The organism is Thiomonas sp. 13-64-67, from assembly GCF_002282795.1.
Classification (GTDB): Bacteria; Pseudomonadota; Gammaproteobacteria; order Burkholderiales; family Burkholderiaceae_C; genus Thiomonas; species Thiomonas arsenitoxydans.
This window is the reverse complement of the sequence record NZ_NCKP01000015.1, coordinates 66,777-82,752: the sequence shown is the minus strand read 5'-3', so window position 1 is coordinate 82,752 and position 15,976 is coordinate 66,777. Positions and strand designations below refer to the sequence as shown.

14 protein-coding genes are annotated in these 15,976 nt (G+C 64.8%); 5 read left to right on the top strand and 9 right to left on the bottom strand.

Annotated features, from left to right (window positions below; genetic code table 11):
- Nucleotides 1–10: 10 nt before the first annotated feature.
- Together petA and B7X30_RS06220 are read right to left on the bottom strand one after the other, a co-directional pair.
- Nucleotides 11–592 (bottom strand): ubiquinol-cytochrome c reductase iron-sulfur subunit, encoded by a 582-nt coding sequence (gene petA / locus B7X30_RS06225; protein ID WP_172979002.1) that lies wholly within the window; start codon nucleotides 590–592, stop codon nucleotides 11–13.
- Between the two features lie 197 nt (nucleotides 593–789).
- Nucleotides 790–2,652 carry a pyruvate kinase gene (locus B7X30_RS06220; RefSeq protein ID WP_286729873.1) on the bottom strand — a complete coding sequence of 621 codons (1,863 nt, stop codon included), beginning with the start codon at nucleotides 2,650–2,652 and terminating at the stop codon, nucleotides 790–792.
- Nucleotides 2,653–2,762: 110 nt separating this feature from the next.
- Here B7X30_RS06220 and B7X30_RS06215 point away from each other — a divergent pair, with 110 nt between their 5' ends.
- On the top strand, nucleotides 2,763–3,125 hold the full coding sequence (locus tag B7X30_RS06215; protein WP_013106442.1) for a carboxymuconolactone decarboxylase family protein: 363 nt from the start codon (nucleotides 2,763–2,765) through the stop codon (nucleotides 3,123–3,125).
- A gap of 19 nt (nucleotides 3,126–3,144) precedes the next feature.
- Here B7X30_RS06215 and B7X30_RS06210 read toward each other — a convergent pair whose 3' ends face one another.
- The 3 genes from B7X30_RS06210 to icmF form a co-directional block, all read right to left on the bottom strand.
- The gene (locus B7X30_RS06210) at nucleotides 3,145–4,047 is read right to left on the bottom strand and encodes a pseudouridine synthase (protein WP_286729871.1); all 903 of its coding nucleotides are present in this window, start codon (nucleotides 4,045–4,047) and stop codon (nucleotides 3,145–3,147) included.
- Nucleotides 4,044–4,988 (bottom strand): DMT family transporter, encoded by a 945-nt coding sequence (locus tag B7X30_RS06205; RefSeq protein WP_286729870.1) that lies wholly within the window; start codon nucleotides 4,986–4,988, stop codon nucleotides 4,044–4,046. Before B7X30_RS06205 ends, B7X30_RS06210 begins: the two co-directional genes overlap by 4 nt.
- Before the next feature lie 86 nt (nucleotides 4,989–5,074).
- The gene (icmF, locus tag B7X30_RS06200) at nucleotides 5,075–8,356 is read right to left on the bottom strand and encodes a fused isobutyryl-CoA mutase/GTPase IcmF (protein WP_286729868.1); all 3,282 of its coding nucleotides are present in this window, start codon (nucleotides 8,354–8,356) and stop codon (nucleotides 5,075–5,077) included.
- A 242-nt stretch (nucleotides 8,357–8,598) separates the two neighbouring features.
- Here icmF and B7X30_RS06195 point away from each other — a divergent pair, with 242 nt between their 5' ends.
- Nucleotides 8,599–9,108, top strand: a complete 510-nt coding sequence (locus tag B7X30_RS06195) for a hypothetical protein (protein ID WP_013106438.1) — start codon at nucleotides 8,599–8,601, stop codon at nucleotides 9,106–9,108.
- Between the two features lie 12 nt (nucleotides 9,109–9,120).
- Here B7X30_RS06195 and nhaR read toward each other — a convergent pair whose 3' ends face one another.
- Nucleotides 9,121–10,014, bottom strand: a complete 894-nt coding sequence (gene nhaR, locus B7X30_RS06190) for a transcriptional activator NhaR (RefSeq protein ID WP_286729867.1) — start codon at nucleotides 10,012–10,014, stop codon at nucleotides 9,121–9,123.
- Nucleotides 10,015–10,132: 118 nt separating this feature from the next.
- On the opposite strand from nhaR, the gene B7X30_RS06185 reads away from it, so the two are divergent.
- From B7X30_RS06185 to B7X30_RS06175, 3 genes are all read left to right on the top strand, one after another.
- Nucleotides 10,133–10,834 carry a Bax inhibitor-1/YccA family protein gene (locus B7X30_RS06185; protein WP_286729866.1) on the top strand — a complete coding sequence of 234 codons (702 nt, stop codon included), beginning with the start codon at nucleotides 10,133–10,135 and terminating at the stop codon, nucleotides 10,832–10,834.
- Between the two features lie 11 nt (nucleotides 10,835–10,845).
- Nucleotides 10,846–11,160: a TFIIB-type zinc ribbon-containing protein gene (locus B7X30_RS06180; protein WP_286729864.1), complete on the top strand. Its 315-nt coding sequence runs from the start codon at nucleotides 10,846–10,848 to the stop codon at nucleotides 11,158–11,160.
- Between the two features lie 84 nt (nucleotides 11,161–11,244).
- The gene (locus B7X30_RS06175) at nucleotides 11,245–12,228 is read left to right on the top strand and encodes a TerC family protein (protein ID WP_286729862.1); all 984 of its coding nucleotides are present in this window, start codon (nucleotides 11,245–11,247) and stop codon (nucleotides 12,226–12,228) included.
- Nucleotides 12,229–12,291: 63 nt separating this feature from the next.
- On the opposite strand, the gene B7X30_RS06170 is transcribed toward B7X30_RS06175, so the two are convergent.
- From B7X30_RS06170 to B7X30_RS06160, 3 genes are read right to left on the bottom strand one after another with little or no spacing between them, the layout of a single operon-like run.
- The gene (locus B7X30_RS06170) at nucleotides 12,292–14,010 is read right to left on the bottom strand and encodes a RecQ family ATP-dependent DNA helicase (RefSeq protein WP_286729861.1); all 1,719 of its coding nucleotides are present in this window, start codon (nucleotides 14,008–14,010) and stop codon (nucleotides 12,292–12,294) included.
- Nucleotides 14,011–14,038: 28 nt separating this feature from the next.
- Complete coding sequence (gene rocF, locus B7X30_RS06165; RefSeq protein WP_286729860.1) at nucleotides 14,039–14,959, bottom strand: arginase; 921 nt, start codon at nucleotides 14,957–14,959, stop codon at nucleotides 14,039–14,041.
- A complete protein-coding gene (locus tag B7X30_RS06160; protein WP_286729858.1) occupies nucleotides 14,956–15,900 on the bottom strand; it encodes an LOG family protein in 945 nt (314 codons plus the stop codon). Before B7X30_RS06160 ends, rocF begins: the two co-directional genes overlap by 4 nt.
- Between the last annotated feature and the right edge of the window lie 76 nt (nucleotides 15,901–15,976).

Genomic DNA, 15,976 nt, shown 5'->3' with positions numbered 1-15,976 from the left:
GGGCGGGAGGTCAGGCTTTCTCGTGTTCGCCGATGCGCACCTTGGCGTCGGTCACATACATATACGGCGGCACGACCAGGTTGTCGGGGGCGGGCATGTTCTTGAACACGCGACCCGCCAGATCGAACATCGAGCCGTGGCAGGGGCAGAGAAAGCCGCCATCCCAGTCCGAGGGCAGGGAGGGTTGCGGCCCCGGCGTGAAGCGGTCGACCGGTGAGCAGCCCAGATGGGTGCAGATGCCCACGACCACGAGATATTCTTTTTTGATCGAGCGCCACTGCGTTTGCGCCCAGGCCGGAGTGGGGAAGGCGGTGCGCTTGGAGTCGGGATCGGCGACGAGGGGTTGGGTTTCGTTGAGCGACTCCAGCATGGCCGGGGTGCGGTGCAAAATCCACACGGGTTGGCCGCGCCACAGCACGGTCATTTTTTCACTCGGACGCAGCGAGCTGATGTCCACATCCACCGGCCCGCCTTCGGCGCGGGCCTTGGCGGAAGGCGCGAGCGAATCGACAAAAGGCACGGCCGCTCCTCCTGCTGCCACGCAACCGGCGCAACCCGTTGCAATCAACCATGTGCGACGCTTTGAATCCATGTCCGTACTCCGCGAAAGATGGCGCATTGTTCCCTGCGCGGCACCGCTTGGACATTAGGACAACCCTCTATAAGCAGTCACTGATTTGGACGTTTGTCGTTGACAAAAATCAATCATGCAAGTGCTGCGGTGCAACAAAGTGAAACCCGTTCGACCGGCGGCGCGATGTTGCTTGGAGGCGTTTGCGAGGCTGGGGTTCAGTTGGGCAGCTCGGCGATCGACAACGGGCGGCGCAAGGTCATGCGCTTGGCGTAATGGCCTTCCATGCGCTCGAGCACGCCGGAGAGAAAGCGTACGGCCTCGACGATGTGCGGCCCTTTGTTGAGCATGGCGCACTCGGCGCGAATGCTCAGGGCGGCATCGCTGACCTCGGGGCGGGAGGGTAGGCCGCTGCGGGCCATGGTGTCGAGAATCTGGGTGGCCCAGATCACCGGCAGGTGGGCGGCCTCGCACATCCAGAGAATTTCTTCCTGGGCTTCGGACAACCGCTCGAACCCCAGTTCCACCGCCAGATCGCCGCGCGCGACCATGACGCCCAGGCGCGGGTGCGCCAGGGCTTCGAGCAGGATGGCGGGCAGGCGATCGAAGGCTTGACGGTTTTCGATCTTGAGCACCACACCGGCATCGTCGCGCTGTCGTGCGCTGAGTTCCGCGCGCAACTGGCGCACGTCTTGCGGGCTGCGCAAAAAGGACAGTGCAACCAGATCGAGATGGCGAGCCATTGCGGCGAGATCGTCTCGGTCTTTTTCGGTGAGCGCGGGAAGGTCGAAGCGGGTGTCGGGAAAGTTGATGCCCTTTTCCGCCTTGAGCCGACTGCCGCTCGGCTCGGCGTGGGTGATGCGCAGTTGCAGGGTGTCGTCTGTTCGGGTTTCGATGACCGCGCCGATGCGCCCGTCGTCCAGCCACACGCTTTGCCCGACCTGCGCCGAGGTGAAGGCGGCATCGAGCGTGCAGTGCACCTGCTGCGGCGTGGTGAAGGCGCCATCGTCGCCGCGCTGCCCAGCATGGCCGGGGCATTCTTCGCGCAGCAGCACCAGCGGGTCGCCGACGAACAGCCGCAGTTCGCCCGGAACTTCGGCGATGCCTTGCAGTGTGCCTGCGGCCATCTCGGCAGAGTCGTTCGTCAGCTTGAACGGCATGCCTTCGGCCAAATAAGCCGAGCGTTCGAAGGCAAACACCAGCAGCGCGCCCTCGCGGGAAATCAGTCTGCCTTGCCGCGCGCGCGAGCGCAGATCGGTGACCTGCAGCCGGGCGGACGGCGGCAACTGCGCGGGCAGGGGCGGATGCAGCGCTCCGGCGTGCAGCAGGATTTGTCCCTCGGGAACTTGCGGTGGCGGGCCCTCACCGCACCACAGCGCCAGCAGCGCAGGGGCGATGATTTGTCCGCGCACATCGTGCCGGGGCCGCAGATGCAGGATGCGGCCCTGCGGCAGCAACTCGCCCGTGCGCGACTTGGGCCCCGCCAGATCGATCTGCACCAGCGGACGGCGCTGCGGCGAAGCGTCGGTGTCATGAACAAGCTCGGCCATGCGTTGCCAGACGGCAGCATCGTCATGCGCGCAGTTGATGCGGGCGATGTCCATGCCGGCCTCGGTCAGGGCGCGTAGCCCTGCAGCGTCTTGCGCGGCTTCAGTGGCCAGCGTCACCATGATGCGCACCTCGCGCCGCGGTCGCGGCGGGTTGAGCAGGGCGGTGGTGTTGTGCTGCAGCAGTTGCAGGCCCTCGACGAACGTGCAGGGAGGCGCAGGGCGCTGGCTGCGGGCATGGCCGAGCAAGTCTTCGAGCCGGTCGAGCACCGCGTCGAGCGCGGCGAGCACATGGGTTTCCAGCATGCCCAGCGAAGACAGGCCGATCTGAGCCAACTGGGTCTGCAACGGCCGCAGATCGGCCTGGCGCACGGCGATGTAGTGCAGCAGATTGCGGGCGCTGGCGCGGCGCTGCGGCGGCAGCGCGTCGATGCGGTCTTGGTGGGCTTGCTCATACGCGAGCGCGGCGCGGCGTAATTCGGAGACCGCGTCGTACAGCAGGCGGGGAGGAGAGGGCGTGGGTACGGCAGACATGTGCGCTTGTTACCACGCGCAGGTGTCGGCCCTGTGTCAATCCAAGTGGTGACATCAGAGCGTCACATCGCCCATTCACAGTGAAGGCATCAATCCGGGAGAAAAACGAGATGAACGATTCAGTGCACAACGGCATGGACGTGTCCATGCGCGATTTCAAAATGGGCATGGGCATGATGAACCGCGAGGCCGCCAGCACGATGAAGGCGTTTGGTGCCTTCATGGGCGAGGCGCTGGGCGATGGCGTGCTCGACGCCAAGACCAAGGAACTCATCGCCCTGGGCATGGCGATTACCGCGCGCTGCGTCTATTGCATCGGCATCCATGTCGAGAAGTCGTTGCGTGCGGGCGTGAGCCACGCCGAAATCGTCGAGGTCTGCAAGGTGGCCATCGTCATGGGCGGCGGCCCGGCGATGACCTATATCGCCGAAGTCAAGAAGGCGCTCGATCTGTTCGAGCAGGTTCACGCTTGAGCGCTTCCCTGCTCACGCCTTAAAACCCTTCGTCCTCGCGCAAATAACGCCATTGCCCCAGCGGCAGTGCACCGAGGCGCAAGCCGCCGATGCGCACGCGCTTGAGACCGGTAACTCGCAGGCCGACGAGCTCGCACATGCGGCGAATCTGGCGCTTCTTGCCTTCGCGCAGCACAAAGCGCAATTGCTGCGGGTTGATCCATTCCACCTGCGCCGGCCGCAGCGGCTGATCGTCGAGCTTCAGACCGTGGCGCAGCAGGGCGAGGCGGCTCTCGGGAAAGGCGGCCTGCACGTCTTCTTCGGCGCCGTTGCGGGCCGGCGCATCGGTCAGGCTGACCCGCACCAGATATTCCTTCTCCACCGCGCTGTCTTCGCCGATGAGTTGACGGGCGATGCGGCCGTCTTGCGTGAGTACCAGCAGGCCGGTGGAGTCGATGTCCAGCCGACCCGCCACGGCCAGATGCCGCAAATGCGCGGGTGAAAACGGCTGCGGCGCTTCGCATTCGGCCCAGCGATTTTCGGCCTTGATGAGCGCGACCGCCGGGGTGTAACCGTGCTCGGCCTGCGCGCTGACATAGCCCACCGGCTTGTGCAGCAAGATGGTGACCTGCGCCGCCTGCCGGTGCTGCGCCGCCTTGCGGATGACAATGCGCGAAGCGGGCAGATTGCCCGCTACCTTGGTGCCGAGCACCGCGGGTGCGCCGTCGAGCAGCACCCAGCCGCGCTCGATCCAGTCGTCTGCTTCGCGCCGCGAGGCCAGGCCGAGTTCGGACATGCGCTTGGACAGGCGCACTTCGGCGGCGGGATCGCCCTGCGGTGCGGGCGCGGCCACCGTTTTGGCGGGTGCGCTGCGCCGGGGTGCGGGTTCGGAAGAGCGCGGCCGTCCTGGCCAGACGGAAGCGGGGCGCGGTTTGGTCGTCATGGGTCGATGGGTTGAGCCGGCTGGACGCGCCGCATCAGCGTGAACAAACCGCTCGCCAGCGCGCGCAGCGGCAGTTGCGAGACCAGCAGGCCGCTGAACACCAGCGCGCAACCGAACAGGGCGCGTGCGTCCAGCGACTGATGCAGCACCAGCCACGCCGCGAGCGCGGCGAACACACCTTCCATGCTGAAAATCACCGCGGCGTGCGCGGGCACGGCGTGGCGCTGCGCGACCACTTGCAGGGTGTAGGCCACGCCGACCGACAGCGCGCCGCCGTAGAAAATGGTCCAGGCCGCGCGCTGCAGCGCTTCCAGACTGATTGATTCCACCAGCACCCCGGCGCCCAGGCATAGCAAACCGCAGACGACGAATTGCACCACGGCGAGTTGCAGCGGGTCGTGGCGCGGCGCCATGCGGCCCAGCAGCAGCAACTGCACGGTGATGAACAGCGCACCGCCCAACTCCAGCCAGTCGCCATGCCGCACGCTATAGCCCTGGCGCACACTGAGAAAGTACATGCCGCTTGCGGCCAGCAAGGCGCCCAGCCAGACGCCAGCGCCGACGCGCCGCCCCCACAGCAGGCCCAGCAGCGGCACCAGCACGACGTAGAGCGAGCTGATGAAACCGGCGTTGGCCACCGTGGTCGATTCCAGCCCGATCTGCTGCATGGAAATGGAGATGGCCACCACCCCGCCGAGCAGGCCGCCGTCGCGCAGCAGGCTGCGCGGATTTGAGGCAGGATGTGCAGCCGGATCAGGACGGCGGCGCAAGGCCATCACCGCTAGCACCACGGCAGCGCCCAGCATGAAACGCAGACCGGTGTAGTAGAACGGCCCCACCGTGCCGATGCTCGCGGTCTGGGCGACGAAGGCCGTGCCCCAGATGAGCGAAGCCAGCAGCATCAAGGCGCTAGCGCGGAGCGAGGCGGGGGGGGTGGACATGACAGAAAATAAAAAACCGCCGCGCAGAACAGGAAACCGAAATTGGCAACGACTCGCTGCGCAGCGGAGTGGCGAAATGATAAGTCTTACATGCTGCGCCGGTATTGCCCGCCCACCTCGAACAGCGCGGCGGTGATCTGCCCCAGGCTGCACACCCGCACCGCGTCCATCAGCACGGCAAACACATTTTCGTTATGAATGACGGCCTGTTGCAGCCGGTGCAGCAGGGCGGGCGCCTCGGCCGCGTGGCGATGGTGAAAGTCGGCCAGACGCTGCAGTTGCGACTCTTTTTCGGCCTCGGTGGAGCGCGCCAGTTCGAGATGCGCTGGAGCGGCGTCGCCGTGCGGATTGCGGAAAGTGTTCACCCCGATGATGGGCAACTCGCCGGTGTGCTTGAGCATTTCATAGTGCAGGCTTTCCTCCTGGATTTTGCTGCGCTGGTAGCCGGTTTCCATCGCACCCAGCACCCCGCCGCGCTCGGCAATGGCCTCGAATTCCTTGAGCACCGCCTCTTCGACCAGATCGGTCAGTTCTTCGATGACGAATGCGCCCTGATTCGGGTTTTCGCACTTCGCCAGCCCCCACTCGCGGTTGATGATGAGCTGAATCGCCATCGCCCGGCGCACGCTTTCCTCGGTGGGTGTGGTGATGGCTTCGTCATAAGCGTTGGTGTGCAGGCTGTTGCAGTTGTCGTAAATGGCGATCAGCGCCTGCAGCGTGGTGCGGATGTCGTTGAACGCAATTTCCTGCGCGTGCAAGCTGCGGCCGCTGGTCTGCACGTGGTACTTGAGCTTCTGACTGCGTTCGTTGGCGCCATACTTGTCGCGCATCGCCACCGCCCAGATGCGCCGCGCCACGCGGCCGAGCACGCTGTATTCCGGGTCCATGCCGTTGCTGAAAAAAAAGCTCAGGTTGGGCGCGAAATCGTCGATGTGCATGCCTCGGGCCAGATAGGCCTCCACAAAAGTGAAGCCGTTGCTCAGGGTGAAGGCAAGCTGGCTGATGGGGTTGGCCCCGGCCTCGGCGATGTGATAGCCACTGATGCTCACCGAGTAGAAATTGCGCACCCGGTGCTGCACAAAATACTGCTGAATATCGCCCATGACCTTGAGCGAAAACTCGGTGGAAAAGATGCAGGTGTTCTGTCCCTGGTCTTCTTTCAAGATGTCGGCCTGCACCGTGCCGCGCACGTTTTCCAGCACCCATTCGCGGATTTTCTGCGCCTCGTCATCGGTGGGTTGGCGGTGGTTGTCGGCCTCGAATTTGGCCATCTGCTGGTCGATGGCGGCGTTGAGGAACATCGCCAGAATCGTGGGCGCCGGGCCGTTGATGGTCATGCTCACACTGGTGGCAGGGTCGCACAGATCGAAGCCGTCGTACAGCACCTTCAGGTCGTCGAGGGTGGCGATGCTCACGCCCGAGTTGCCCACCTTGCCGTAGATGTCCGGGCGACGGTCGGGGTCGGCGCCGTAGAGCGTCACCGAATCGAAGGCGGTGGACAGGCGCTTGGCCGGCATGCCCTCGCTCAGCATCTTGAAGCGCCGGTTGGTGCGAAAGGCATCGCCCTCGCCAGCGAACATGCGGGTGGGATCTTCATTCTCCCGTTTGAAGGCAAAAGTGCCCGCGGTGTACGGAAAACTGCCCGGCACGTTGTCGCGCATCAGCCAGCGCAGCACCTCGCCGTGGTCGGCATAGCGCGGCAGCACCACCTTGCGCAGCGTGGTGCCCGACAGCGTGGTGTGGGTGAGGCGAGTGCGGATTTCGCGGTCGCGAATTTTCACCACATATTCGTCACCGGCGTAGGCGCGCTGCATGTCGGGCCACATCGCCAGCAGTTTGCGCGCGGCGGGCTGCATACGGGCTTCGCGCTGTTCGGCCAGATCGGTCACGGCCTGCACTGCGGAGATTTTGTGCGGGTTGGCCGCGTGCAGCATGCGGCCGCTTTCGCGCAACTGCTGCGCCTCGCGCGCCAGGGTCGATTGCGTCTCGACATTGCGGTGATAGCCACGCACCGCGTCGGCGATTTCCGCCAGGTAGCGGCTGCGCGCAGTCGGCACGATCGGGGTCTGATGGGTGCTGTGGCGTGTGGTGACCGGGGGCAGTCGTCCTTCGGAAAGCTTGAGTCCATGCTCTGCCAGCCGGGGTTTGATGGCCTGATACAGCGCCGTCACGCCGTCGTCGTTGAAGCGCGCAGCCATGGTGCCGAACACGGGCAGGTCTTCGGGCTTGGTCGTCCAGGCTTCGCGGTTGCGCTGCAGTTGCTTGGCCACGTCGCGCAGCGCGTCCATCGCGCCTTTGCGGTCGAATTTGTTGATGGCGACGAAGTCGGCGAAGTCGAGCATGTCGATCTTCTCCAACTGGCTGGCCGCGCCGAATTCCGGCGTCATGACGTACAGGCTGGCGTCGGCGTGCGGCACGATGGCCGCATCGCCCTGGCCGATGCCCGAGGTTTCGACGATGATGAGATCGAAGCCCGCCGCCTTGCACGCGGCGATGACTTCGGGCAGGGCGGCGCTGAGCTCCCCGCCCGATTGCCGGGTGGCGAGACTGCGCATAAAGACTTCATTACTGTTGCGCCACGGCCCGATGGCGTTCATGCGGATGCGGTCGCCCAGCAGCGCACCGCCGCTTTTGCGGCGGGAAGGGTCGATGCTGATGACGGCAATGCGCAGCGCGTCGTCCTGATCGAGCCGGGTGCGGCGGATCAGCTCGTCCACCAGACTGCTTTTGCCTGCGCCGCCGGTGCCTGTCACCCCGAGCACCACGCCGTGCGCGCTTTCAGCCTGCTGGCGAAGGCTGTGCATCAGCGCCGCGTCGGCAGTGCCGTTTTCAATCTGCGTGATCAGGCGTGCGAGCGAGGATGGCGAAGTCGGCAGCGCGGCGGTCGCCTGTTTTGCGTCCAGCGCGGGCAGGGGACGGTCGGCGCGTTGCAGCATGTCGCCGATCATGCCTTGCAGACCCAGCCGCTGACCATCTTCCGGGCTGTAGATCCGGGCCACGCCATACTGCTGCAACGCCTCGATTTCGTCGGCCACAATCACACCGCCGCCGCCGCCAAACACCTGAATATGCCCTGCGCCCTGTTCGCGCAGCCGGTCGATCATGTAGCGGAAAAATTCCACATGCCCGCCCTGATAGCTGGAAATGGCGATGGCGTGCGCGTCCTCCTGAATCGCCGCGGTGACGATCTCGTCCACCGAACGGTTGTGGCCCAGGTGAATGACCTCGGCCCCCATGCTGATGAGGATGCGCCGCATGATGTTGATGGCCGCATCGTGGCCGTCGAACAGCGAGGCTGCCGTCACGAAACGCAGCCGCTGCTGCGGCGAATAGGCGGCCAGCACTTTGGCCTCGGACAAGTCGGTCATCGCGGTCTCCTTCGACGCAGCGTGCATGGCGCAGCGGCATGATTGATTGACGTTTACGTCAATTAGAACTGTAGCCGATCTGCGACCGCACTGAGGCTCTATCTGGTTTGCGGTGCACTATCGCCAACTACGACAAAACCCTAAGTCTGTTTTCATATTTCCCCCTTACGCTTGTGGTCAGTTCAGCCAAACGGAGACAGGGGCGTCTTTGGTGCAGGCGGGCAATTGATCAGGAGACACTTATGCGCAGACTCTTTTTTCTCGCGCCAGATGTAAATAGCGCGCACGCTTTGGTCGACAGCCTGCTGCTGGCCCGTATTCCAGACAAGCACATCCACGTGTTGGCGCGGGAGGGAACGCCGATGGGCGACTTGCCCGAGGCGGGCGTGGCTCAGCGATCCGACCTGATTCCCGCCATCGAGCGCGGTGCGGCGGCGGGCGGCGCCACCGGCCTGGTGGCCGGGTTGGTGGCCGTGGCGATCCCGGGCATGGCCATCATTCCCGGTGGCGGGCTGGTCATTGCGCTGGCCGCGGCAGGAGCGCTGGTGGGCAGCTGGGCCAGCAGCATGGTGGGGGTGAGCGTGAGCAGCACCCGGCTTGAACGCTTCAAGGAGGCGATCGCGTCGGGTCAGGTGCTGGTGATGGCCGATGTGGCGCACGAGCAGGTGGAGTCCGTCATGCATCGCATGAAAGAGTGCTGCCCGAACGTGGCCTCGGAGGGGATGGACAACGACATTCCCGCTTTTCCGTAAGCCGATTGCTTCTCAGTCGCCCAGCAGATCCTTGGCCACGCGGGTGATTCTTGCCACGCCGGGGTGAGTGATGCGCCGCTCGACCGAGATGGCGTAGAACTCTTGGTGCATGTCGGCGCAGTGCCCGAGCAGCGCCACGCCAAGTTCGCGTGCGATGTCGGCTTGCAGCACGCTGGGGGCGGCAAACGCGCCCCGGCCCTCGCGGCCGAAGGCGGTCATCAGTGCGCCGTCCTCGAATTCCCCGGCGATGTGGGCGGCGATTTTGTTCTGGCCCAGCCATTGATCGATCTGCGCGCGCACCGCCGACGACGTGGCGGGCAGCAGCAGCGGCAGCTCTGACAGACACTGCGGAAAAGGCTGCGTGGCGCGCCCCAGCAGCGAGGTGCTGGCATAGAAACTCAAGGTGGTTCGGCCCAGCCGGTGGTTGAACGCCCGCACATTCACATGTGCGGGCAGCGGGGCGTCGGCGATCACCAGATCGAGTCGGTGCACCGCCAGATCGGCCAGCAGATCGTCCATTTCGCCTTCTTCGCACACCAGCCGGGGTGACTCGCCGCCTTGCAAGGCCGGTTCGATGAGGCGGTAGGCAATGGCTTTCGGGACAGCATCGGTCACGCCGATGCGCAGCGGCGCGGTGGGGCGCGCGGGTTGGTCGTGTTGCAGAGCGGCCTCCAGTTCTGCGCCCAGGGTGAAGATTTCCTCCGCATAACGCAACACCAGTTGGCCGGCCTCGGTCAGTTCAAGATTGCGGCCGCTTTTGCGCAACAGCCGTTTGTTGAAGTATTCCTCCAGCAGCTTGATCTGCCCGCTGAGCGTTTGCGGCGTGAGGTGCAGTTGCTTGCCCGCCCTCACGATGCCGCCCGTCTTGGCTGTGACCCAGAAGTAGTGCAAGTGCTTGAAATTCATTTTTGCGATCCCCAATCACTTCGAATAAGTCGAAATAAAAAAGTCGAAAATACGAATTTACGCGAAGTGACAACATCTCTAAAGTTCGTGCTGTCTTGATTCTTTTATGGAGTTCGACATGAACGAGAGCAATGCCTGGGGCAAGAGTGCCGTGGTGTATTCCACCGGCACGGCTGCCGCTCCTGATTCCGCCTCTATGCCGGCGCACCGCGTGCTGCGCAATACCTATGCCTTGCTGGCGCTGACCTTGACATTCAGCGCGGCGGTGGCCGCGGTGAGCGCCGCGCTCAGGCTGCCGCATCCCGGCATCATTCTCACCTTGATGGGCTATTTCGGCCTGCTGTTCGCCACTTACAAGCTGAGCAACAGCGTCTGGGGTCTGGGCGCGGTGTTTGCGCTGACGGGCTTCATGGGCTACACGCTGGGGCCCATCGTCAATCATTACCTGGCGATTGTCGGCGGTGGCGAGATTGTGGCGATGGCCTTCGGTGGCACGGCGCTGATTTTCTTCGGGCTGTCGGCCTGGGTGCTCACCAGCAAGCGCGATTTCAGCTTCATGGGCGGCTTTCTGTTTGCCGGCATGATCGTGGCGCTGCTGGCCGGATTGGCGGCCGTGTTCTTCCAGATGCCCGCGTTGTCGCTCGCGGTTTCGGCCGCGGTGGTGCTGCTGATGTCGGGCATGATTCTGTTCGAGACCAGCCGCATCGTGCATGGTGGCGAGACCAACTACATCCTGGCCACGGTGAGCCTGTTTGTCAGCATTTTCAACCTGTTCACCAGCTTGCTGCAGTTGCTCGGCTTCATGAACAGCGACGACTGAAGGAGCATGCGATGAACTGCCCGCACTGCGCAGAAACCACGCTGGTGATGGCCGAACGCCACGGCATCGAGATCGATTACTGCCCGAAGTGCCGTGGCGTGTGGCTCGATCGCGGCGAGCTCGACAAAATCATCGAGCGCGCCGCGGCGGCGGAACAGGCGGCGGCCCCGCGAGCGACCTCGCCCCAGCCCGTGGTACCCCAGTCGGCCCGCCAGCCGAATTTCGAGGACAGCGATTTTCGCCAGCGTTCCCACGATCCGCGCTTTGGCCAGCAGCCCTACAAAAAACGCAAGTCGCTGCTGTCCGATCTGTTTGATTTCGATTGACACACTGCGCTCCAACCGTGTCATTTCTTGGGGGGCTGCGGCCCCCCTTTTTTGCGCCTTCCTTTACGCTTTTTTGACTCGATCATGGAATTTCTGCACGCTTCGTTTCTGGGTTATGCGCTGTGGCTCTGGCTGGTGTTCGGCGGCGTGGTCGTCACCCTGCTGGCGCTCGACCTCGGGGTGTTGCACCGCGAGGGCGGCGAGATCAGCGTGACGGAAAGCCTGTGGCTGTCGGCGGGCTATATCGCCGTGGCGGTGGCTTTTGGCGGCTGGCTGTGGTGGCAGGTGGGAGCGCAGCAGGGCATGGATTACTTCACCGCCTATGCGGTGGAAAAAAGTCTGTCGCTCGATAACGTGTTCGTGATCTCGCTGGTGTTCACCGCCTTCGCCGTGCCGCGCGCTTTGCAGCACCGCGTGCTGTTCTGGGGCATTCTGGGGGTGATCGCGTTGCGCGCCCTGCTCATCGGCGCGGGCACCACGCTGGTGCAGGAATTCCACTGGGTGCTCTACCTGTTCGCCGCTTTCCTGATCTACACCGGCATCAAAATGCTGTGGGCTGCCGACCATGCGCCCGACCCGATGCGTAACCCGGTACTGCGCCTCATCCGCCGCGTGGTGCCGGTGACGGAGCAGTTGCACGGCAAGGCTTTTTGGGTGAAACAGCCTGACGCGCACGGGCGGGTGCGGCGCATCGCCACCCCGTTGTTCATGGCCTTGGTTACGGTGGAACTGGCCGATTTGGTGTTTGCGGTGGACAGCGTGCCCGCCGTGTTCGCGGTCACGGCCGATCCCTTTGTGGTGTACACGAGCAATATCTTCGCCATTCTGGGCCTGCGCGCGCTTTACTTCGCGCTGGCGGCCATTCTGCACCGCTTCGCCTACCTGAAATACGCGCTGGCGCTGGTGCTGGTGTTCATCGGCGGCAAGATCATCGCGGCCGAGCTGGTCGGCAAGATTCCCTCGGCCATCAGCCTGAGCGTGACTTTTGGCCTGCTGGCCGCGGGCGTGCTGTTCTCGTTGTGGAAAACACGTGAAGCAGCAAGCGAAGGCAGGCCTGCTGGGGGCTGACGATCAGCAAACGTGTCGCAAGCCAAGTTGGCTGATGCGACCGGGTCTGCGGCGCGTGCTGAATCAGCCCATCTCGCTCGCCTGTGTAATGACTTCGAGCAGCGCGGCGCCGTAGGTGTCGCGCTTTTTGTCGCCCACGCCGGAAATGCCGCGTAGCGCATCCAGGCTATCCGGCCGGGCCAGGGCGATGGCCTGCAGCGTGGCGTCGGGAAACACCACAAAGGCGGGCACGCCGTGCTCTTTGGCGGTGGCTGCGCGCCAGGTGCGCAGGTGGGCGAACAGCTCTGCATCGGCGCTCGACATGGCCTGCATGGTCAGTCGCGTGCCGGTCGACGTGGTGCTGCCGATGGTGCTGCGGCGACGGCGCTCCGCGCCGGGCTCGCGGTGCTTGAGGTGGATGCGCTGCGCGCCCTTGAGCACCGCGCGACTGGCGTCGGTGAGGTGCAGCACGTTGAAATGCGCAGCGTCGACTTCGACCAGTCGTTGCGCGACGAGCTGGCGCAGCAGCAGGCGCCAGTCAGTCTCGCTCAGATCAGCGCCAATGCCGAAGGTCGACAGCGCATGGTGGCCGTGGCGTTCGGTTTTTTCAGTGCGCTTGCCGCGCAGCACGTCGATGAGGTGGCTGGCGGCGAAGCTGGTGCCGCTGGCCTGGCGGCAGCGGTAGATGGTGGACAGCAGCTTTTGCGCGGCCTCGGTGGCGTCGATGAGTTGCGGCGGGTTGAGACAGTTGTCGCACAGGTCGATCAGCCGACGTTGCTGTACCACGTCGGCCAGGCCGTAAGCCATCCACGCGGTGGCGGGCAGGCCGTCGCGCCCGGCGCGGCCGGTTTCCTGAAAGTAACCCTCGATGGACTTGGGCATGTCGAGGTGGGCGACGAAGCGCACATCGGGCTTGTCGATGCCCATGCCGAAGGCGATGGTGGCCACCATGACGATGCCGTCTTCATCGAGAAAACGCCGCAGGTGCGCCGCGCGTGTGGCCGCGGGCAGGCCGGCGTGATAGGGCAAGGCGCGCAGGCCGTGGCCCGCGAGCATCTCGGCCACTTCCTCCACGGTGTTGCGCGACAGGGCATACACCACGCCGCAGTCATGCGGATGTTCGCTGCGGATGAACTGCAGCAGTTGCGCGCGGCCGTCGCGTTTTTCCACCACGCGGTAGCGGATGTTGGGGCGGTCGAAGCTGGAGACGAACTCGGCGCCGTCGTGCAGCAGGCGCTGCACGATTTCGTGCCGCGTGGGCTCGTCGGCGGTGGCGGTGAGGGCCACGCGCGGCACGTCGGGCCAGCGCTCGCGCAGCAGCGAGAGCTGGCCGTATTCCGGACGGAAATCGTGGCCCCATTGCGAGACGCAATGCGCCTCGTCGATGGCGAACAGGGCGATGCGCAAATCGTCGAGCAGAGCCTGGCCGGATTCGCTCAGCAGGCGTTCGGGCGCCATGTAGAGCAGGTCCAGCTCGCCCTGGCGCGCCGCGCGCTGCACGGCTCGGGCCTCTGTGGCGTCAAGGGTGGAGTTGAGAAAGGCGGCGCGTAGCCCCAGTTCGCGCAGCGCGGCCACCTGGTCTTGCATCAGCGCGATCAGCGGCGACACCACGATGCCCACGCCCTCGCGCAGCAGGGCCGGAATCTGGAAACACAGCGATTTGCCGCCGCCGGTGGGCATGAGTACCAGGGCGTCGCGGCCCGCAACCACATGATCGATGGCCTGGGCTTGCAAACTGCGGAACGCGGGGTAGCCCCAGACGTGTTGCAGAGCGTCTAGGGCAGAGGGAAACTTCTTGGGCATGGACGCTATTGTCGCTGCGCCGACAGCCTCACCTGCGCATCAGCGTGGACTTGCCGAACAGGCTCTCGATGAGATCGACCGCCACCTCGGCGGTACGGTTGCGCTCGTCGAAAGCGGGGTTGAGTTCCACCACGTCGAGCGAGGCCAGCAGTCCGGTGTCGGCGATCATTTCCATGCAAAGCTGCGCTTCGCGGTAGGTGGGGCCGCCGGGCACGGTGGTGCCCACGCCGGGGGCGATGTCGGGGTCGAGGAAATCGACATCGAAACTCACATGCAGATGAGTGTCGTTGTCCACGCCTTCGAGTGCCCGGCGCATGGCGTCGCGCATACCGTATTCGTCGATGTAACGCATGTCGAACACGTCGAGCCCGGCCTGATGCACCAGCCGTTTTTCCTCCGCGTCCACGCTGCGGATGCCGATCTGCCGGATGCAGGAGGGTTGCAGTTGCGGCGCCGGGCCGCCCAGGGTGGTGAGCGCTTGCGGGCCGTTGCCGCACAGGCAGGCCACCGGCATGCCGTGGATGTTGCCGGTGGGCGTGACGGTGTGGGTGTTGAAGTCGGCATGGGCGTCGAGCCACAGCACGCGCAGCTTGCGACCCTGTGCGCGGCAATGCTGCGCCACCGCGCTGAGCGAGCCGATGGCCAGGCAATGATCGCCGCCCAGCAGGATGGGCAGGGCTTGAGCCCGCAAGGCATCGCCCACGGCCTGATGCACCGCGGTGTTCCAGGCGATGACTTCGGGCAGATGGCGATAGCCGCAGGCCGGTGGTTGCCAAGGGTTGTGCGGGCCGATGAGATTGCCGGTATCGAGCACCGTCAGGCCCTGAGCGCGCAGGGCGCGGTCGATGCCGGCCACGCGCAGCGCTTCCGGCCCCATCGAGGCGCCGCGATCGCCCGCGCCGATGTCGGTGGGCGCGCCGATGAGATGAATGACGGGGCTGGCGCTCATGGAGCAACAGGCTCGGATTCGGCCTCTGTGTCGCTCTCTGCACTGACATCCGCACCGTTCAGCTCGAAGGCCCGCGCCAACACATCCCACGCCTGCTCGGCGGTTTCGACGAAGTGAAACAGATCCAGGTCTTCGGCGGCGATCATGCCGGTTTCGACCAGATAGTCGAAGTTGATCAGCTTGCGCCAGAAACTCTCGCCGAACAGCACGATGGGGCGCTGCCGCACCTTGCGCGCCTGCGTGAGCGTGAGCACCTCGAACAACTCGTCGAGCGTGCCGAAGCCGCCGGGGAAGCACACCAGCGCGACCGAGCGCATGAGAAAGTGCATCTTGCGCAGCGCGAAGTAGTGGAACTGGAAGCACAGCTCCGGCGTGATGTAGGGGTTGGGCCGCTGTTCGTGCTGCAGCACGATGTTCAGGCCGATGCTTTTGCCCTGGGCTTCGAACGCGCCGCGGTTGCCCGCCTCCATGATGCCCGGGCCGCCGCCGGTGACGACCACCAGCGGCCCGTCGGCATCGCAGGTGGCGCGGGTGACGAGGGTGGCGAAGCGCCGCGCCTCTTCGTAGTAGCGCGACATCTCGAGCTGCATGCGCGCCCGCGCGACGGCCTGGGCGTTGCCTTTGGCAATGGCTTCGGCTAGGCGCTGTTGCGCTACGTCGCGCGGCAGGATGCGCGCACTGCCGAAGATCACCAGGGTGGACTCGATGCCGTGCTCGGTCTGGATCAGTTCGGGCTTGAGCAGCTCGAGCTGCATGCGCACCGCGCGCATTTCTTCACGCAGGATGAACTCGGTGTCGGTGAACGCCAGTTTGTAGCTGCTGCCCGGCTGGTCGTAGGGCGAGGGCTCGACGGCGACGATGGCCGCATCTTCGCCTGCGCTGGGAAAGTTGCGGTCGGTGAGGTGGCTGCGTTTGTGGCGCAAAAGGCGTTGTTTGTTCATGAGGCAAGCATAGCGAATCGGTTTGAACGAGAAAGAGATGTTTCGCGAGATGTTTCGCAGCGCCGCAGCCGTTACG